The following is a 16,265-nucleotide window of genomic DNA, read 5'->3' on the forward strand; positions in this document are numbered from 1 at the left end:
AACGAGCGAGGAGCGGACATGAGATTCGGTCATCTACTGGCGACTGTCGTCGCCGCCGTCGGGCTGAGCTACGCACCGGCGACGGCCCAGGACTATCCGGACGGCGACGTGACCATCGTCGTCCCCTTCGCCGCCGGCGGCGCGACGGACTATTTCGGCAGGCTCGCCGCGAGCTATCTGTCCCAGAAGTTCGACGCCAACTTCGTCGTCGAGAACCGTCCCGGCGGTGGCGGCAACATCGGCTCCGACATGGTCGCCAAGTCGGACCCCGACGGGATGACCCTGCTGCTCGGCGCGGCGGGCAACATCGGCATCAATCCCAGCATCTTCCAGGACATGCCCTACGATCCCACCACGGACCTGGTGGCCGTGGCGCCGATCGCCGGCAGCATGAACGTGCTCGTCGTCCATCCCTCGATCCCGGCCAAGACCGTCGGCGAGCTGATCGAGCACGCGAAGAACGAGGACGGGGGCATCAACTACGCGTCCTCGGGGATCGGCAGCACCCTCCATCTGTCCGGCGAGCTCTTCAAGCTGCAGGCCGGCATCCCGATGACGCACATCCCCTACCAGGGGAGCGGCCCGGCGATGATCGACGTCCTGGCCGGCCGCGTGCCGCTCATCTTCGACAACATCCCCTCCTCGCTGCCGCACATCCAGGACGGCTCGCTGCGGGCCCTGGGCGTGACCGGGCCGGAACGCTCGCCGGCCCTGCCGGACGTCCCGACGATCGCCGAGGCGGGGCTGCCCGACTTCGGCGTGGTCACCTGGTTCGGCCTGTTCGCGCCCACAGGCACACCCGCGTCGATCGTCGAGGAGCTGCACGCCGCGCTCACCGAGATGACGAGCGACCCGGATATGGTCGAGCAGATTCGCGCCCGGGGCTCGGACCCGATGTCCATGACGTCGGCCGAGTTCCAGCAGCTCGTGATCGACGACGTGGAGAAGTGGGCCGAGGTCGTCCGGAACGCGGACGAGCCGATCGCCCGCTGAGACCCTCCGCCCGCGCCCCGGCGGCACGACCGCCGGGGCGCGGGTTCCCGGGCGCGCGCCGCCCGCTCCCGTCCTGCGAGGCAGCCTCATGGATGCGTTCTCCTCCGGATTGATCGAGCTCGCGGAGGCCTGCTGCGCCACGCGGGGAGAGGACCTCCCGGCAGCGGTGAGGGCGCGCGCGATCGGCATTCTCGCCGACGACATCGGCGCGATCCTCTCCGCGGCGAAGGAGCCCGAGATCGAGGCCGCTCACGCGGCCGCCCTGCGTCGCGGCAGCCGCCCGGAGGCGACCGTCTACCTTCCCGGCCTGCATCGCGTGGCCATCGAGGACGCCCTCTACCTCAACGCAATGGCCGGCTGCTGGTGCGAGACGGACGAGGGCTATCGCCCGGTCACCTGCCACGCCGGGCTCTACGTACTGCCCGCCCTCCTGGCCGAGGCGGAGCGCGCGGACCTGCGCCTGGACGACGTGGTCCGCTGCCTCGTGCTCGGATACGAGATCTGCGCGCGGCTGGCCGAATGCTTCCGTTTCCCGACGCCGCGGGTGCACGCCCACGCCTTGTTCGCGCCCGTCGGCGCGGCGGCCGCGACGCTCCTGGCCCGAAACGCGCCCGCGCCGACGCTGGCTCGGGGTATCGCCACGGCGGCGACCCTCGCCTCGATCGGACCGCGGACGCACCTGGCGCGCGGCTACCTCTCGCGCAACCTCTGGGCGGCGACCGGCGCCGTGGCCGGCTGGCAGGCCGCCGGCATGGCGCAGATCGGCATCCACGCGGGAACCGAAGCCCCGATGGACGTCTACGGCGACATCCTGGGCGGCGCCGGGAACGTCTCGGCGCTCACCGACGGCCTGCACGAGGGCTGGGCCGTCTCGAAGGGCTACCACAAGCTCTATGCCTGCTGCCAGCACGGCCATTCGGCGGTCGAGGCGGCGCTGGACTGCGCCTCCGACCCGGCCTACGACGCGGACCGGATCCGCGTCATCGAGGTGGAGACCCATCCGCTGGCCCTGGGCCTCAGCAATCCGAGCCCGGAGACGATCCTCGGCGCCAAGTTCTCCATGGAGCACATGGTCGCCGCCCCGCTGCGCTACGGGCACGGGGGGCAGGCCGCGTTCTCGAGCGTCGCGCTCGACGACCCGATCGTCGCGCGGCTGCGCGCCCTGGTCCGGCTCGGCCCCGCCGGGCCCCCGGCCGACCCGCGCTTCGATCGCGCATCGCGGGTCGTCGTTCACCTGGCCGACGGCGAGGCTCTCGATCGAACCTGTCTCGTGGCGACGGGCAGCCCCGATCGGCCCCTGTCCGACGCGGCCTTCCTGGACAAGCTGCGAGACGCCGGAGGCGAGGTGCTGCCGCGTCTCGCCTCCTTCGTCGAGACCTCGGCCCGGGGCCTCGGGAACCTCGCCTGGCGCGATGTCGTCGAGACGATGCGCGGCGCGGCGCGCGCGGACGCGCACCGGTTCTGAGGGCGGCTCGGCCGGGGCAGACGCATCCCCGGTTTCGAGACGGCGCTGTGACGGAGGGCGCTCCTCCCGTCACAGCCGCGCCAGCCGCTCCGTGAGGAGGGCGAAGAAGCCGTCGGCGTCGACCTCCCGAAGCATGGTGGCGTTGGGCGCGGCGTCGACGACACCCCACCAGTCCGCCACCGTCATGCCTCGGGTGAGCTCCGAGCCGGTCTCGACCGCGACGTGGACGCGCTTGCCGCGGAAAAGATCGGGGCGCAGCAGCCAGGCGATGACGCACGGGTCGTGCAGCGGCCCGCCGTCGGTGCCGTATTTCGCCTCGTCGAAACGCTCGAAGAAGTCGAGCCAGCCCGCAACCGCCTTCGACAGCGGGGTGTCGAGCGCACGGATGGCGGCCGTCCGCTTCGCCGTCGTCAGCACCCGGTGGGTGCAGTCGAGAGGGATGAAGGTGACATCGGCGCCGGACGAGAAGACGCGCTGCGCGGCCTCCGGGTCGACGTAGATGTTGAACTCGGCCGCCGGCGTGCGGTTGCCGCCCTCGAACACGCCCCCGCCCATCAGGACGATCCCCTCGAGCCGCTCCGCGAGGCGCGGCTCCTTGGCGAGCGCGAGGGCGATGTTGGTGAGCGGCGCGAGGGGGCAGAGCGTGACGGTCTTCGGCGGGCGGCTCATCACCGTCTCGACGATGAAGTCGACGGCGTGACGCGGGTCGAGCGGCATCGTCGGCTCGGGCAGGTCGGCGCCATCGAGGCCGCTCTTGCCGTGGACGTATTCCGCCGTGACCAGCGGGCGCAGCAGCGGCCGGTCGGCGCCGGCGAAGGCCGGCACGTCGGTGCGGCCGGCGAGCTCGAGGACCTTGCGCACGTTCACGCTGGTGCGGGCGAGCGGCACGTTGCCGGCGACCGCGCACACGCCCAGCACCTCGAGCTCGGGGGAGGCGAGCGCGAGCAGGATCGCGATCGCGTCGTCCTGGCCGGGATCGGTGTCGATGATGATGGCGCGGGTCACGACGGCTCTCCGGTGCGGGTGCGAAGCGCCGCCTCGATGGCGGCGCGGGTGGGGGAGGCGGCCTGGGCGCCGAACGCCAGGCAGGCGAGGGCGCCGGCGACCGCGGCGCGGGCGAGCGCGTCGGCGAGCGGGAGATCCTCCGCGAGCCCCGCCGCCAGAGCGCCGACGAAGGCGTCGCCGGCGCCGGTCGTGTCGACGGGGTCGACGGGGAGCGCGGGCACCAGCAGCGACTCGCCGCCGCGCGTCGCGGCCCGCGCACCTGCGGCGCCCAGCGTCACCACGACGTCGGCCGCGCAGCGCGCCGCGAGCGCGGCGTCGCGGCTCGGACCGTCCCGATCGGGAAGGCCGACGAGGGCGCAGAGCGCGTCCGCCTCGTGCCCGTTCAGGACGAGGACGTCCGTCGCCGCGAGGAGAGCGTCGAGCGTCGGCATGTGCGGATCGATCGGCACCGGCGCGAGGTTGAGGACGACGCGCACACCGGCCTCGGCCCCCATCCGCGCCGCCGCGGCGACCGCGGCGAGCGGCACCTCCATCTGCAGCACGAGGACCTCTGCGTCCGCGAGGAGCGGCCCGAGCCCGTCGGGGCGCGCCAGCGCGTTCGCGCCCGACGCCACGGTGATGGCGTTCTCGCCTTCGTCGTCGACGGCGATGAAGGCGACGCCGGTCGGCGCGTCGTGCGTCTCGAGCGGGGAAGGATCGACGCCGTTCGCCGCGAGGTTGGCGCGGGCGGCCTCGCCGAGCGGATCGTCGCCGACCGCCCCGGCCATGACGACCGGGATGGCCCCGTCGGCGGCGCGGGCGGCGGCGATCGCCTGGTTCGCGCCCTTGCCGCCGTGATGGCGCTCGTGGGTCGGGGCGAGCACGGTCTCGCCCGGCCGCGGGATGCGCGACACGCGGGCCACGAGATCGACATTGACCGAGCCGAACACGACGATCATGCGCACCCCTCCTCGACCGCGACGGCCGAGGCTCATGGCTAAGCGGCGCGGCCGCGCCGTGCAACCGTCGGCACGGGTCGGGAGCCGAACGGAGTTGGCACCCCCGCCGGGGGCTGCTACTGTCACGGACCGGCATCGTGCTCCGAGCGAGCCGGCTTTCGGAGAATGAGCCATGACTTGCGTCGAAGCCCGCGAGGGACGGCCGCGCGTCCTCGTCGTGGAGGACGAGTACTTCATCGCGGACGATCTCGCCCAGGCGCTGGCGGCGGAGGGCGCGGAGGTGATCGGGCCCGTCGGCGACCCGCGCGAGGCGCTCGAGCTCATCGCCCGCGAGCGGATCGACCGCGCCGTGCTCGACATCAACCTGCGCGGCGAGCTCGTCTTCGATGTCGCCAGCGCGCTCAAGGCGCGTGGCGTGCCCTTCGTCTTCGCCACGGGCTACGGCGGGAACGTCGTGCCCCACGGCCTGGACGACGTGCCGCGCTGGGAGAAGCCGTTCGACGCGACGAGCCTCGCGCGCTTCCTGGCGACGGGGCTCGCCGCCTGAAAGGACGGCCGCAGGGGCATCCTCCCGGAGCAGGAAGCCGGACGAGCTCGGGGCCCGCGGCATGCGCCGGGCGCGGGTTCGCCCAGGACAGCGCGCGCGCTGCGGTAGGGCGCGGCGCGTGCCGCAAGCCGCTCCGGTCGGGCCGAGAGAGAGAGCCGACGGCCCCGAGCGCGGCGCTCCCTTCAACGAAAGGCGACGGCGGCGGAGACGGGATGCCGGATCGCGCGGTCGCGTCGGCTGGCTTGCTGGCGGCCGATCCCACGATAGAACAGGCAGAAGAACGCGCTGGTTTGCATCATGACGTCTTCGATGTGCCTGCGCGCCTCGTGTCCCGGCAGCCCGGTGGCACGCACCAGCGCCTCCAGTCCCCATTCGGAATGCCCGAGGCCCGCATCGATCAGATCATGCCTCATGCAAGCCTTGAAGAAGGGCGCAACGGGGGGATAGGCGTCCGCGAGAGTTTCGTACTTCGCGGTTATCTGGTCCGAGGTCGGGTGGACCTCGAGCGGCTGCATGACCGTGAACAGCGCAAGGTATCCGGAAAAATCGCCCGACGCCGTTTCGAAGAGGAAGTTCAGCAGTGCTTGCGTGCTCGGGAGGGGTACGTGCCGGTCCAGCTCCGCGTCGGTGAAGCCCATCTCCAACAGGCCTTCGCGGAAGATCTCCTCGTGTTCCGCCTCGTCGACATAGTGGCGGACGGCGATCTCCTGCAGCGACGCGGGTATGTCCAGCCGAGAGACCCCCTTCGCCATGTAGGCATTGGCCGCGCGGATGAAGCAGAAGAACTCCAGAGCCCACAGGCGGACTTCGTTGACATGCGCCGTGCATCCGAAGATGCGCATGGCCACCGGTTCGCAGAAGATCGCGCGGTTCCAGAACCGTGCGAGCAGACGGAGGCTCTCGAAGTAGTCGTCCTCCTCCTGCGCGTGAAGCGAGCACCCCAGCCAGGCGATGGCGTCGTCCTCGCCCAGCTCGTCGAAGTGCCGGTAGATGCTCCCCGGCGAGTACCCGGTCTTGCTCGCGATCGCATCCAAGCTCAGCGAGCCGTTCAAGAGCGGAAACACCTGCTCCACGAGATCGCGGCTCTCCCCCGTGAAGCGGATGCGCTGGCTCGGCGTGTCCAGGGTCGCCCGATCAGTGCTCAGCAGCAGAGAAATTCGCGGTCCCACGACCGGCCTCGAGTGTCTCGACGGGTCGACCGCCACCGGATGCGAGCCGCTCATTTGAAAACACCCCTCGAAAAGGTAGTCGAAACGGGAGCGCCGTACACGTCGACATCTCGACCGTAGTACTCGACGATCTCGTCGAACCACTGGACGAGCGTTTCCTTGAATTCCCTGAGCGTGTTGACAACCTCGTCCGCCTCTCGCCTGGATAGACGCTCGATCGTCCCGAGAGCCTCCGCCATCAGATCGCCATGCTCGAACTCCTCGTCGAGATCGATGTGCTCGAGCATGGGCGCGACGAAGCCGGTGCCGCGCGCGTCGTAGTGGGCGGCGATGGCTCCGTAGAATTCCCGTGCCTTGCTGGAGTCGCTGCCGGTCGATTCGAGGAGGCCGGAGCAGGCGAGGTACCCGAGGCTGTTCTCGCGTCCGGCCTTGCGCGCCATGAGCATCACCGCCTTGGTCGCCGGCAGCGGGCCGCGGGCCTCGATGCGGTCGAAATCGAGCCCGCGCAGCTCGAGCGACTCCTTGAAGAACCCGTAGTGGTCCCACTCCTCGAGATAGTGGTGCAGCAACGTGTTTCGGATGCCGTGATGGGTGCAGTTCGCGATCGCATTCGGCAGCCGGGCGTTCGCCCCCTTGATGAAGAAGAACGTCTCTATCAGCCAGCCGTCCACGAGGGTCGCGCTTGCTTTCCCGGCGGCGAGCTTCTGCCAGAGCTCGTGAGAGAACATCTCGTCATTGAGTGCCCTGAAGCTCTGCTTCAGGTATTCGGAGAATTCCGCTCCCGAAATCGTCTCGTATTCACCCGGCTCGGGTGTCAAGATCCCTTGCGCAGCGCAATAGCTCAGGAAGTCCGTCAGCTGAGCCTTCGCATCGGCATAGTGCTCGACCAAGTCGCTCGGCAACCTCGGGATCTCGCAGTCGAGCAGCGCCCGGACGAAGACGCCGCCCGGGACGTCGTCGAAGCGGTGGACGAATTTCCCGTCGTCGATCGCCAGGGATCGCGGCCCCTGTTCGAGCGACAAAGGAAAGCGTACGCAAAGAGCGTCGTTCATCGATCCGCCCACCCATGATCTTCGAAGATGGTACGATCTACTTGACGATCACGCCGATCGCCGATGAGACTTGCGGCTTGCGCTCGCGGCTCACCTGGATCGTCACGTCACGCCCCATGTCGTGCGGATCGACCTCCACGATGCGGACCTTGTCCGCGGACCCCTTCGGAACGTGTACGACGACCTCGTCGCCCTTCGCAGGAGTGATCGTTCGCGTCTCGGCAGCCATCTCGATCTCCTTTGCATGCCCGCCATTGAGCATCTTAAGGTAGCATCAACATGGCTTTTGAACTACCGCTTCAAGATTGTATAATCATGCAAAGGTTGCCGGTCGCGGGTCTGTGCGACGGCACGTGCATCGGGCGGCACTGCCGTCCGAATCGGGTCGGGCGAGCGTTCCGCGCGGGCGCCGCGTGCGGAACACTCGCGACGCCTGCGCGGAACGCCCGCTTCCGGTCGGCTTTCGTCGCGATCCCCGTTGACGCCATCTGGTTGTGATCGTCGTGACCGCCCCGCGGCTGGCCGGGGCCGGCGTCACAGCCGGCCCGCGGCCGCCAGGTGGCGGCGCAGGAGCGCGACGTTGCGGTTGTTGGCCTTGTAGAGGGCGTCGAAGACGAAGCCGAGCACCGGAACCGCGCCGAGCACGGTGTCGAGGCCGATGTTGGCGAGCATCGCCGCGAGCGTGCTGCGCGGCGCGCCGAGCCGATAGGCCTCGATCACGACGTAGGCGGAGACGCCCGCGCCGACGAAGGAGCCGACCACCGGGACGATGCTCAGGATCGAATCGAGCCCGAACGTGAAGCGCGTGCCCGGCACGCGGATCGAGGAATCGAGCAGGCGCGCGAGCGCCTCGAGGCGCGCGCTGGCGCGGTGGACGTGGTCGAGGCGCGCCTGGCGGCCGTAGCCGCGGGCGGCGCCGGCCTGGCGGTCGTAGGTGCTGGCTGTATCGTTCACGGGCATGCTCCCGGCTGCGTGCGTTCGAAACGTGGTGTCGGGGAGGCGAACGCGCCAGCCGCATCAGGGGTCCGAACGCCGCGCACATGCCGCTTGACGGATGCGGCGCAGAGGCGCAGCGTCCTGCCGCCCGGACCGCCGCCCGCGCGGCCGGACCGCTTCGGCGGCTGGCGGGTCGGACGACACCCGTGCTCCATCGCGAGCTGATCTCACCGGGCATGGCGGCGCGCCTCTTCCTCGTGGGCGCGCTGGTTCTCGTCTGCGCCTATCTCAGGCCGGTCGACGCGGCGTCGCTCCCGGCGCCGGCGTCCCCCGCCTGCGTCGCCGCGCCCCAGGCGGTTGCCGTCCTCGATGCGCCCGTGCGGGACGCGAGCCTGCGCCTCGAGAGCGCGCGGGCTCAGACGCTGGCGCCGAAGCTCTCCCGCGACGGCCGTCCGGCGCCGCGCCGGCCGCGTGTGCCCACGCCGTCCGCCTCGCCTCGTCCGCCGGCTCGGCGCGAGCGGGGAGGGGGGAGCGTCGGGCCCGGCGCACGTCCCCGCGCCCATGCCGCGCGCGGCCCTCCCGGCATGCGCCCCCGGAACGACTGACCGTCACGACATCCATCCTCTTCGAGGCCGAGGTCCCGCGCGCGTCCCCGCGACGCCCGGGCCGGCCCGCCTGCGCCTTCCCCGACCGGAAGGCCGGAGACGTCCCATGACCCTGATCCACGGAACCGTCCTGCTCGCGCTGGGCATCGCGCTCACCTATGCCGGCATGCCCAACGCCGCCGGCGTCTCGCCGCGCTACGTGCGCGGCTTCCTCGGCGAGACCTTCTACCCGCTCCTGTGCACCGGCCTCGTGGTGCTCGGCTTCACGACGATGCTCGCGGTCGCGCTCGGGCGGATGTGAGGCTGCGCGACGACGAAGACGACGACGCCCGCGGGAACGGCTCCCCGCGGGCGTCGCGACGCTCGTCGATGGCCCGCGCGGCTCACGCCAGGCCGTCGGCCACCCGGTAGGCGCCCTGCGTCTTCGCCGCGATCTCGTCGAGGGAGACCCCCTCGGCGAGCTCGACCAGCGTCATGCCGCCGTCGCCGTGCTTGTCGATGGCGAAGACGCCGAGGTCGGTGATCACCATGTCGACGACGCGCGTGCCGGTGAGCGGCAGGTCGCAGGCCGAGAGCAGCTTCGGCGCCTCCGAGCCGTCCTTGCCCTTGGCCACGTGCTCCATGACCACGACGACCTTCTTCACGCCGGCGACGAGGTCCATGGCGCCGCCCATGCCCTTCACCATCTTGCCGGGGATCATCCAGTTGGCGAGGTCGCCGTTCTCCGCCACCTGCATGGCGCCCAGGATCGACAGGTCGATGTGGCCGCCGCGGATCATCGCGAACGAATCCGCCGAGGAGAAGTAGCTCGTCGTCGGCAGCTCGGTGATCGTCTGCTTGCCGGCGTTGATCAGGTCCGCGTCCTCCTCGCCCTCGTAGGGGAAGGGGCCCATGCCGAGCATGCCGTTCTCGCTCTGCAGCTGAACGGTCATCCCCTCGGGGATGTAGTTCGACACCAGCGTCGGGATGCCGATGCCGAGATTGACGTAGAAGCCGTCGCGCAGCTCACGGGCGGCACGCGCGGCCATCTGCTCACGGGTCCAGGGCATGGTCGTCGTGCTCCCTCAAGCCGCCCGCGGGCGGGTGGTGCGCTGCTCGATGTGCTTCTTGGCGTGCGGCACGTGAATGATGCGCTGCACGAAGATGCCGGGCGTGTGGACGTGGTCCGGATCGACGTCCTTGGGCTCGACCAGGTGCTCGACCTCGGCGACCGTCGCCTCGGCGGCGGTGGCCATCATCGGGTTGAAGTTGCGCGCGGTCTTCCGGTAGATCAGGTTGCCCTCGGTGTCGCCCTTCCAGGCGTGGACGATGGCGAGATCGGCGAAGAGGCCGCGCTCCATCACGTACTGCTCGCCGTCGAACTCGCGCACCTCCTTGCCCTCGGCGATGAGGGTGCCCACGCCGGTCTTGGTGAAGAAGGCGGGGATGCCGGCGCCGCCCGCACGGATGCGCTCGGCCAGCGTGCCCTGGGGGTTGAACTCGAGCTCGAGCTCGCCGCCGAGGTACTGCTGCGCGAAGGTCTTGTTCTCGCCGACGTAGGACGAGATCATCTTCCGGATCTGGCGGGTCTCCAGCAGGATGCCGAGCCCGATGCCGTCGACGCCGGCATTGTTGGAGATCACGGTCAGGCCCTTGACGCCCGAGAGCTTGATCGCGTCGATCAGCGTCTCGGGGATGCCGCACAGGCCGAAGCCGCCGGCCATGATCGTCATGTCGTCCTTGAGCAGTCCCGCGAGCGCCGCCGTCGCGTCGGGATAGACCTTCTTCATGGCCGTTCGACCTCCAGGTTCGGTATCGCGTCTCCTGTACAGGATCGGTGCGGGGGGAGGCAACGCGCCGGAGTGCGCAATCGCCGGGGCCGGGGCGCGACCTTCGTCGGCGTCGGGCGGATCGGGGCTCGCGGCGCGCCTCGCCGGTCGTGCGCCGGCCTGGGGCCGCGTCCGCGCCCGCCGGTCACAGCTTGCGGTACCGCTCGCCCTGCGGCCCCTGCTCGCGCCGCAGCCCGACGTCGCGCAGGAGGCGGTCGTCGAGGTGGGCGAGGGCGCGGGACGTGTACCGGCCGGGGCCGTCCCGCCGCAGGCCCAGCGCCGCGAGGAGACGCAGGAGCGCGCGCTTCAGGAGGAAGCGCCGCAGCGGCCGGGCGGGATCCGGCAGGCGTCGGGACAGGGGCGGGACGGGGAAGGCGCGGTCGGGACGCATGGCGGCCTCTCGGTTTGACCAGGGAGGCTCACAGGGATAGAACCTCAACCAATATCGAGGTCAAGAGGGCATCGCCGATGGCGTCGCGGATCGACACGAGGGTGCTGCTCTCGGTGGGCGAGGTCGCCCGTCGCGCCGGCGTGGCGGTCTCGACGTTGCACTTCTACGAGGCGCAGGGGCTGATCGAATCGACCCGTACGGCGGGGAACCAGCGCCGCTACGCCCGCGACGTGCTGCGGCGCATCGCGATCGTGCGCGTGGGCCAGCGCGTCGGCATCCCGCTCGCCGAGATTCGCGCGGCCTTCGACGCGCTGCCGATGGAGCGCGCCATCAACGCGGCGGACTGGGCGCGGCTCTCGGCCGGCTGGCGGGACGAGATCGACGCACGCATCGCGCTCCTGTCGAAGCTGCGCGACGATCTCTCGGCGTGCATCGGCTGCGGCTGTCTCTCGCTGGAGGATTGCACGCTGCGCAACCAGGGCGACCGGCTGGCGCGCGAGGGACCCGGCGCACACTTCCCGCCGGCGCCGACGCCGGTTTCCTCGCGCGCGCCGTCCGCTCAGAAGAAGTAGGCGACGATGGCGATCGCCGCGACGACGAAGATCGCCGCCGAGATCAGCCCGAGCTTGCACATGTACCGGGCCTGCGCGTTCTCGTCCGGATTCGGGTCGACGTTGTCGATCCGCCCCGGCTCGCGCCGCACCGGCGCGCCCGACTTGCGGCGCTTCCAGGTCTGGTAGGCGCCGAAGGCGATGGCGAGCCCCAGCAGGATCGGCATCACGATGATGGTCAAAGACCAGATGAGACCTTGTGCACCGTCGACGTCCACGCGTCTTCCTCCTCGTCACGCTACGCTCGCGAGGTCAACAAAGGCGCGCGGGCGACGGTTCCGGAACGGGAGGAGAGGGCATGCAGGTGATCATCTTCGAGCTCTGGCCGAAGGAGGGCCGGCGCGCCGACTACATGGCGGTGGCGGCGGACCTGCGCGGCCTGCTCGAGACGATACCCGGCTTCGTCTCGGTGGAGCGCTTCGAGAGCCTGACCGAGCCCGGCAAGCTGCTCTCGCTGTCGTTCTGGGAGGACGAGGACGCGATCCGGGCGTGGCGCGAGACGCGCGCCCATCGCGTGGCACAGGCCCTCGGCCGCTCGACGATGTTCGCCGACTACCGGCTGCGCGTGGCGGCGGTGTCGCGCGACTACGGGATGACGCGCCGGGACGAGGCGCCCGCGGACAGCCGCGCCGCGCACGGCTGAGCGCGCGAGCGGCACGCCGGCGTCAGTACGACCGCGGCAGGCCGAGCACGTGCTCGGCGAGGTGGGCGAGGATCAGGTTCGTCGAGATCGGGGCGACCTGGTAGAGGCGCGTCTCGCGGAACTTGCGCTCGACGTCGTACTCCTCGGCGAAGCCGAAGCCGCCGTGGGTCTGGAGACAGACGTTGGCGGCCTCGAAGGACGCCTCGGCGGCGAGCATCTTGGCCATGTTGGCCTCCGCGCCGCAGGGCGCGCCCGACTCGTAGAGCCGCGCGGCCTCGCGCACCATCAGCTCGGCGGCGCGCATGCGGGCATAGGCCTGGGCGATGGGAAACTGCACGCCCTGGTTCTGGCCGATGGGCCGGCCGAAGACCACGCGCTCCCGGGCATAGGCGCTCGCGGTCTCGACGAACCACTTCGCGTCGCCGATGCATTCCGCGGCGATGAGAATGCGCTCGGCGTTCATGCCGGTGAGCACGTAGCGGAAGCCGCGTCCCTCCTCGCCGATCAGGTTCTCGGCGGGGACCCGCAGGCCGTCGAGGAAGACCTCCGTCGTGGCGTGGTTCATCATCGTGCGGATCGGGCGCAGCGTCAGCCCGCGCCCGAGCGCCTCGCGCATGTCGACGAGGAGCACCGAGAGCCCGTCCGTGCGCTTGGCGCAGGCGTCCCGCGGGGTCGTGCGCGCGAGCAGGATCATCAGGTCGGAATGCTCGGCGCGGCTCGTCCAGATCTTCTGGCCGTCGACGACGAAGACGTCGCCGTCGCGCCGGGCGACGGTGCGCAGCGCGCCCGTGTCGGTGCCCGAGGTCGGCTCGGTGACGCCGAAGGCCTGCAGGCGCAGCCGCCCGGCGGCGATCTCCGGCAGCCAGCGTGCCTTCTGCGCGGCCGAGCCGTGCCGCAGCAGCGTGCCCATGACGTACATCTGCGCGTGGCAGGCCGCGCCGTTGCCCCCGGAGCGGTGGATCTCCTCGAGGATCGCCGCCGCCGCGGAGAGCGGCAGGCCCGCGCCGCCGTATTCCTCCGGAACGAGCGCGGCCAGGTAGCCCGCGTCCGTGAGCGCGGCGACGAACTCCGCCGGGTAGCGATCCTCCCGGTCGAGCGCGCGCCAGTACGGGCCGGGGAACCCGGCGCAGAGCTTCTGCACCGCCTCGCGGATCGCGGCGTGATCCGCCTGCGCGTCGTGGCTCTCCATCACCGGTCCTCCTCGGCCCTGCCGCCGCGCCCGTCGTAGCGGGTCGGCGGCGTCGCGAAAAGGCCGACGGAGAAGCGGGAGGGCCTATGCAGTAAGCCTGATCGGGAAGACTACGAGGTTCGCGCCGGCTCCGAGGAGAGGCGCTCGGCTCTTAGCCGAACGTCTCAATTACCGATCCCCCAAAGTCGGTCATACAGTGCCGCAGGCTCGGCTCCGCGCATGCGGAATCGGGCAGCCGCGTCGCGCCGGGGGAGGTGCGGACCGGACGCCTGACCGACGGCCAACGTCGGTGGCGCGCTCCGGTTCCGGGGAGACGCGGTGGGGGTAACGCCAAGCCATGAGGTGGGCGCCGTCATGATGAGCCAAAACGACCGAGATCAAAGCTATTGGAAGGCCAATCTCAGCCTCGTACGCAACTGCCTGATCATCTGGGCGGTGGTCGCGTTCGGGTTTGCGATCGTCTTCCGTCCGCTCCTGTCCGGCATCTCCATCGGGGGAACGGACCTGGGCTTCTGGTTCGCGCAGCAGGGATCGATCATCGTCTTCCTGGCGCTGATCTTCTTCTACGCGTGGCGGATGAACAAGCTCGACCGCGACTTCGGCGTCGAGGAGTGAGGCGGCGACCATGGAAACGCAAACCCTGATCTATCTCGTCGTCGGCGGGACCTTCGCGCTCTACGTCGGCATCGCCATCTGGGCCCGCGCGGGCTCGACGGGCGAGTTCTACGCCGCGGGCCGCGGCATCCACCCGGTCACCAACGGCATGGCGACGGCCGCCGACTGGATGTCGGCCGCCTCCTTCATCTCGATGGCGGGCCTCATCGCCTTCACGGGCTACGGCAACTCGTCCTTCCTCATGGGCTGGACGGGCGGCTACGTGCTGCTGGCCATGCTGCTGGCCCCCTACCTGCGCAAGTTCGGCAAGTACACGGTGCCGGAGTTCATCGGCGACCGCTTCTACTCGCAGACCGCGCGCCTCGTCGCCGTCGTGTGCCTGATCATCATCTCGGTGACCTACGTCATCGGCCAGATGACCGGCGTCGGCGTGACCTTCGCGCGCTTCCTGCAGGTGTCGACCGAGACCGGCCTCTACATCGGCTCGGCGGTCGTGTTCGTCTACGCGGTTCTCGGCGGCATGAAGGGCATCACCTACACGCAGGTGGCGCAGTACGTGGTGCTGATCACGGCCTACACGATCCCCGCGATCTTCATCTCGCTCAACCTGACCGGCAACCCGGTGCCTCCGCTCGGCCTCTTCTCCGAGCACACGGCCTCCGGCGTGCCGCTGCTGCAGCGCCTGGACGAGGTGATCGTCAGCCTCGGCTTCGCGCAGTACACGACGCTGAACACCTCCATGTTCAACATGGTGCTGTTCACGCTGGCGCTGATGATCGGCACCGCCGGCCTGCCGCACGTCATCATCCGCTTCTTCACCGTGCCGAAGGTCGCCGACGCCCGCTGGTCCGCCGGCTGGGCGCTCGTCTTCATCGCGATCCTCTACTTCACCGCCCCGTCGGTGGGTGCGATGGCGCGCCTCAACATCGTCGACACGATCCAGATCGGCGAGGTCGGCTCGCCCGAGGGCAACCTCGCCTACGAGAACCGTCCGGACTGGTTCCAGACCTGGGAGACCACCGGCCTCCTCAAGTTCGAGGACAAGAACGCCGACGGCCGCATCCAGTACTACAACGAGGCCAACGCCGCCTTCGCCGCGCAGGCGCAGGAGTGGGGCTGGGCCGGCAACGAGCTGACCGTCAACCCGGACATCCTCGTGCTCGCCAACCCGGAGATCGCCAACCTGCCGGGCTGGGTCATCGCGCTCGTCGCGGCGGGCGGCCTCGCGGCCGCGCTCTCCACGGCGGCGGGCCTGCTGCTCGCGATCTCGTCGGCGATCTCGCACGACCTGCTCAAGAGCGCGATCATGCCGTCCATCTCGGAGAAGGGCGAGCTGCTCGCGGCCCGCATCGCGATGGCGGGTGCGATCGTGCTCGCCACCTGGCTCGGCTTGAACCCGCCGGGCTTCGCGGCGCAGACCGTGGCGCTCGCCTTCGGGCTCGCGGCGTCCTCGATCTTCCCCGTGCTGATGATGGGCATCTTCTCCAAGCGCATCAACAACATGGGTGCGATCGCGGGCATGCTCACGGGCATCCTGTCGACCTGCCTCTACATCTTCACGTACCTGGGCTGGTTCTTCATCCCGGGCACCAACATGATCGCCAACACGCCGGACAACTGGCTCTTCGGCATCGCCCCGGCCTCGTTCGGCGTCGTCGGCGCGATCCTCAACTTCGCGGTCGCCTACGGCGTCTCGCGCGCGACCGCCGCTCCCCCGCAGGAGATCCAGGATCTCGTGGAGAGCGTGCGCATCCCGCGCGGCGCCGGCGGCGCGGTGGCGCACTGAGCCCTCCGCTCCCTACGCGTCGCACCCGAGTTGATCTTCGGGTGCGGCGCGGACACTCTCGCGGAGCCCGCACGCGGGCTCCGCACGCGCATCGAAGCCTGCGCATCCGCACGCCCGGGAACACCCGTCCATGACGCAGCCCGCGTCCAGCGCCGCGACCGCCGACAGCGCGCCGCACGAGGCCGCCCGGGACGTCCTCGCGCGCCATCATCCCTTCGATCTCCTGCCCGAGGACGCGCTCGCCGGCTTCGCCGCGGCGGGCGAGATCCGCACGCACGCCGAGGGCGCGGTGCTGCTGCGCCACGGCATGCCGGTCGCGCGCGTCGAGATCCTCCTGTCGGGTGCCGTCGACGCCTTCTCGGCCGAAGGCGAGCGCGTGACGCGCTATGCGCCCGGCGAGGCGGTCGGCGCCCGCGCGATCCTGCGCGAGAAGCCGTCCGGCGTCCGTGCGGTCGCCATCGCGCCGACCCGCACGCTGGCGCTCTCCGCGAGCGCCTTCCTGGCGCTGCTCG

Annotated in this window: 21 protein-coding genes; 10 read left to right on the forward strand and 11 right to left on the reverse strand. The window is 70.6% G+C overall.

Translation table 11 applies throughout. The annotated features are described in order from the left end of the window. Positions 1-18: 18 nt before the first annotated feature. Positions 19-993, forward strand: coding sequence for a Bug family tripartite tricarboxylate transporter substrate binding protein (locus tag G407_RS0120005; protein ID WP_029032251.1), 975 nt, complete (start codon positions 19-21; stop codon positions 991-993). An 88-nt stretch (positions 994-1,081) separates the two neighbouring features. Beyond that, a complete protein-coding gene (locus tag G407_RS28920) occupies positions 1,082-2,458 on the forward strand; it encodes an MmgE/PrpD family protein (protein ID WP_052341653.1) in 1,377 nt (458 codons plus the stop codon). Positions 2,459-2,527: 69 nt separating this feature from the next. Here the strand turns inward: G407_RS28920 and G407_RS32625 are convergent, their stop codons facing one another. Both G407_RS32625 and G407_RS32630 read right to left on the reverse strand, forming a co-directional pair. Beyond that, positions 2,528-3,463: a nucleoside hydrolase gene (locus G407_RS32625; protein ID WP_029032252.1), complete on the reverse strand. Its 936-nt coding sequence runs from the start codon at positions 3,461-3,463 to the stop codon at positions 2,528-2,530. Beyond that, positions 3,460-4,401, reverse strand: a complete 942-nt coding sequence (locus G407_RS32630; protein ID WP_029032253.1) for a PfkB family carbohydrate kinase — start codon at positions 4,399-4,401, stop codon at positions 3,460-3,462. The genes G407_RS32625 and G407_RS32630 overlap by 4 nt, the downstream gene beginning before the upstream one ends. A gap of 172 nt (positions 4,402-4,573) precedes the next feature. Between G407_RS32630 and G407_RS0120025 the strand changes: the two genes are divergently transcribed. Continuing rightward, positions 4,574-4,948 carry a response regulator gene (locus tag G407_RS0120025; protein WP_029032254.1) on the forward strand — a complete coding sequence of 125 codons (375 nt, stop codon included), beginning with the start codon at positions 4,574-4,576 and terminating at the stop codon, positions 4,946-4,948. Positions 4,949-5,130: 182 nt separating this feature from the next. Here G407_RS0120025 and G407_RS0120030 read toward each other — a convergent pair whose 3' ends face one another. The 4 genes from G407_RS0120030 to G407_RS28925 all read right to left on the reverse strand — a co-directional run bounded on the left by G407_RS0120030 (position 5,131) and on the right by G407_RS28925 (position 8,123). Beyond that, positions 5,131-6,171 carry a TetR/AcrR family transcriptional regulator gene (locus tag G407_RS0120030; RefSeq protein WP_029032255.1) on the reverse strand — a complete coding sequence of 347 codons (1,041 nt, stop codon included), beginning with the start codon at positions 6,169-6,171 and terminating at the stop codon, positions 5,131-5,133. Then, on the reverse strand, positions 6,168-7,169 hold the full coding sequence (locus G407_RS0120035; RefSeq protein ID WP_029032256.1) for a thiaminase II/PqqC family protein: 1,002 nt from the start codon (positions 7,167-7,169) through the stop codon (positions 6,168-6,170). Before G407_RS0120035 ends, G407_RS0120030 begins: the two co-directional genes overlap by 4 nt. A 37-nt stretch (positions 7,170-7,206) precedes the next feature. Further along, entirely contained in the window at positions 7,207-7,398 is a 192-nt protein-coding gene (locus G407_RS0120040; protein WP_029032257.1) for a hypothetical protein, read from the reverse strand. 305 nt (positions 7,399-7,703) lie between these two features. Next, entirely contained in the window at positions 7,704-8,123 is a 420-nt protein-coding gene (locus G407_RS28925; protein ID WP_169728812.1) for a DUF4112 domain-containing protein, read from the reverse strand. Between the two features lie 188 nt (positions 8,124-8,311). On the opposite strand from G407_RS28925, the gene G407_RS0120050 reads away from it, so the two are divergent. After that, the gene (locus G407_RS0120050) at positions 8,312-8,710 is read left to right on the forward strand and encodes a hypothetical protein (RefSeq protein ID WP_029032258.1); all 399 of its coding nucleotides are present in this window, start codon (positions 8,312-8,314) and stop codon (positions 8,708-8,710) included. Between the two features lie 106 nt (positions 8,711-8,816). Beyond that, the gene (locus G407_RS0120055; RefSeq protein ID WP_029032259.1) at positions 8,817-9,011 is read left to right on the forward strand and encodes a hypothetical protein; all 195 of its coding nucleotides are present in this window, start codon (positions 8,817-8,819) and stop codon (positions 9,009-9,011) included. Positions 9,012-9,093: 82 nt separating this feature from the next. Here the strand turns inward: G407_RS0120055 and G407_RS0120060 are convergent, their stop codons facing one another. From G407_RS0120060 to G407_RS0120070, 3 genes are all read right to left on the reverse strand, one after another. Beyond that, a complete protein-coding gene (locus G407_RS0120060) occupies positions 9,094-9,759 on the reverse strand; it encodes a 3-oxoacid CoA-transferase subunit B (RefSeq protein ID WP_029032260.1) in 666 nt (221 codons plus the stop codon). A 15-nt stretch (positions 9,760-9,774) separates the two neighbouring features. Beyond that, positions 9,775-10,479 (reverse strand): CoA transferase subunit A, encoded by a 705-nt coding sequence (locus G407_RS0120065; protein ID WP_029032261.1) that lies wholly within the window; start codon positions 10,477-10,479, stop codon positions 9,775-9,777. 184 nt (positions 10,480-10,663) lie between these two features. Then, on the reverse strand, positions 10,664-10,909 hold the full coding sequence (locus G407_RS0120070; RefSeq protein ID WP_029032262.1) for a DUF1127 domain-containing protein: 246 nt from the start codon (positions 10,907-10,909) through the stop codon (positions 10,664-10,666). A 77-nt stretch (positions 10,910-10,986) separates the two neighbouring features. Between G407_RS0120070 and soxR the strand changes: the two genes are divergently transcribed. Next, positions 10,987-11,481 (forward strand): redox-sensitive transcriptional activator SoxR, encoded by a 495-nt coding sequence (gene soxR, locus G407_RS28930; protein WP_052341655.1) that lies wholly within the window; start codon positions 10,987-10,989, stop codon positions 11,479-11,481. Here the strand turns inward: soxR and G407_RS0120080 are convergent. After that, the gene (locus tag G407_RS0120080; protein WP_029032263.1) at positions 11,469-11,738 is read right to left on the reverse strand and encodes a hypothetical protein; all 270 of its coding nucleotides are present in this window, start codon (positions 11,736-11,738) and stop codon (positions 11,469-11,471) included. The two genes, soxR and G407_RS0120080, sit on opposite strands and share 13 nt — an antisense overlap. 80 nt (positions 11,739-11,818) lie before the next feature. On the opposite strand from G407_RS0120080, the gene G407_RS0120085 reads away from it, so the two are divergent. Continuing rightward, positions 11,819-12,163 (forward strand): antibiotic biosynthesis monooxygenase family protein, encoded by a 345-nt coding sequence (locus tag G407_RS0120085; protein WP_029032264.1) that lies wholly within the window; start codon positions 11,819-11,821, stop codon positions 12,161-12,163. A 22-nt stretch (positions 12,164-12,185) separates the two neighbouring features. On the opposite strand, the gene G407_RS0120090 is transcribed toward G407_RS0120085, so the two are convergent. After that, entirely contained in the window at positions 12,186-13,352 is a 1,167-nt protein-coding gene (locus G407_RS0120090) for an acyl-CoA dehydrogenase family protein (RefSeq protein WP_029032265.1), read from the reverse strand. 354 nt (positions 13,353-13,706) lie between these two features. On the opposite strand from G407_RS0120090, the gene G407_RS0120095 reads away from it, so the two are divergent. The 3 genes from G407_RS0120095 to G407_RS0120105 all read left to right on the forward strand — a co-directional run. Then, entirely contained in the window at positions 13,707-13,967 is a 261-nt protein-coding gene (locus tag G407_RS0120095) for a DUF4212 domain-containing protein (RefSeq protein WP_245259137.1), read from the forward strand. A 10-nt stretch (positions 13,968-13,977) separates the two neighbouring features. Further along, positions 13,978-15,753, forward strand: a complete 1,776-nt coding sequence (locus G407_RS0120100; RefSeq protein ID WP_029032267.1) for a sodium:solute symporter family protein — start codon at positions 13,978-13,980, stop codon at positions 15,751-15,753. Between the two features lie 130 nt (positions 15,754-15,883). Further along, positions 15,884-16,265, forward strand: a 382-nt coding sequence (locus tag G407_RS0120105; protein WP_029032268.1) for a Crp/Fnr family transcriptional regulator, incomplete at its 3' end; no start/stop codon positions are given.

The organism is Salinarimonas rosea DSM 21201 (assembly GCF_000429045.1).
GTDB classification, from domain to species: Bacteria; Pseudomonadota; Alphaproteobacteria; order Rhizobiales; family Beijerinckiaceae; genus Salinarimonas; species Salinarimonas rosea.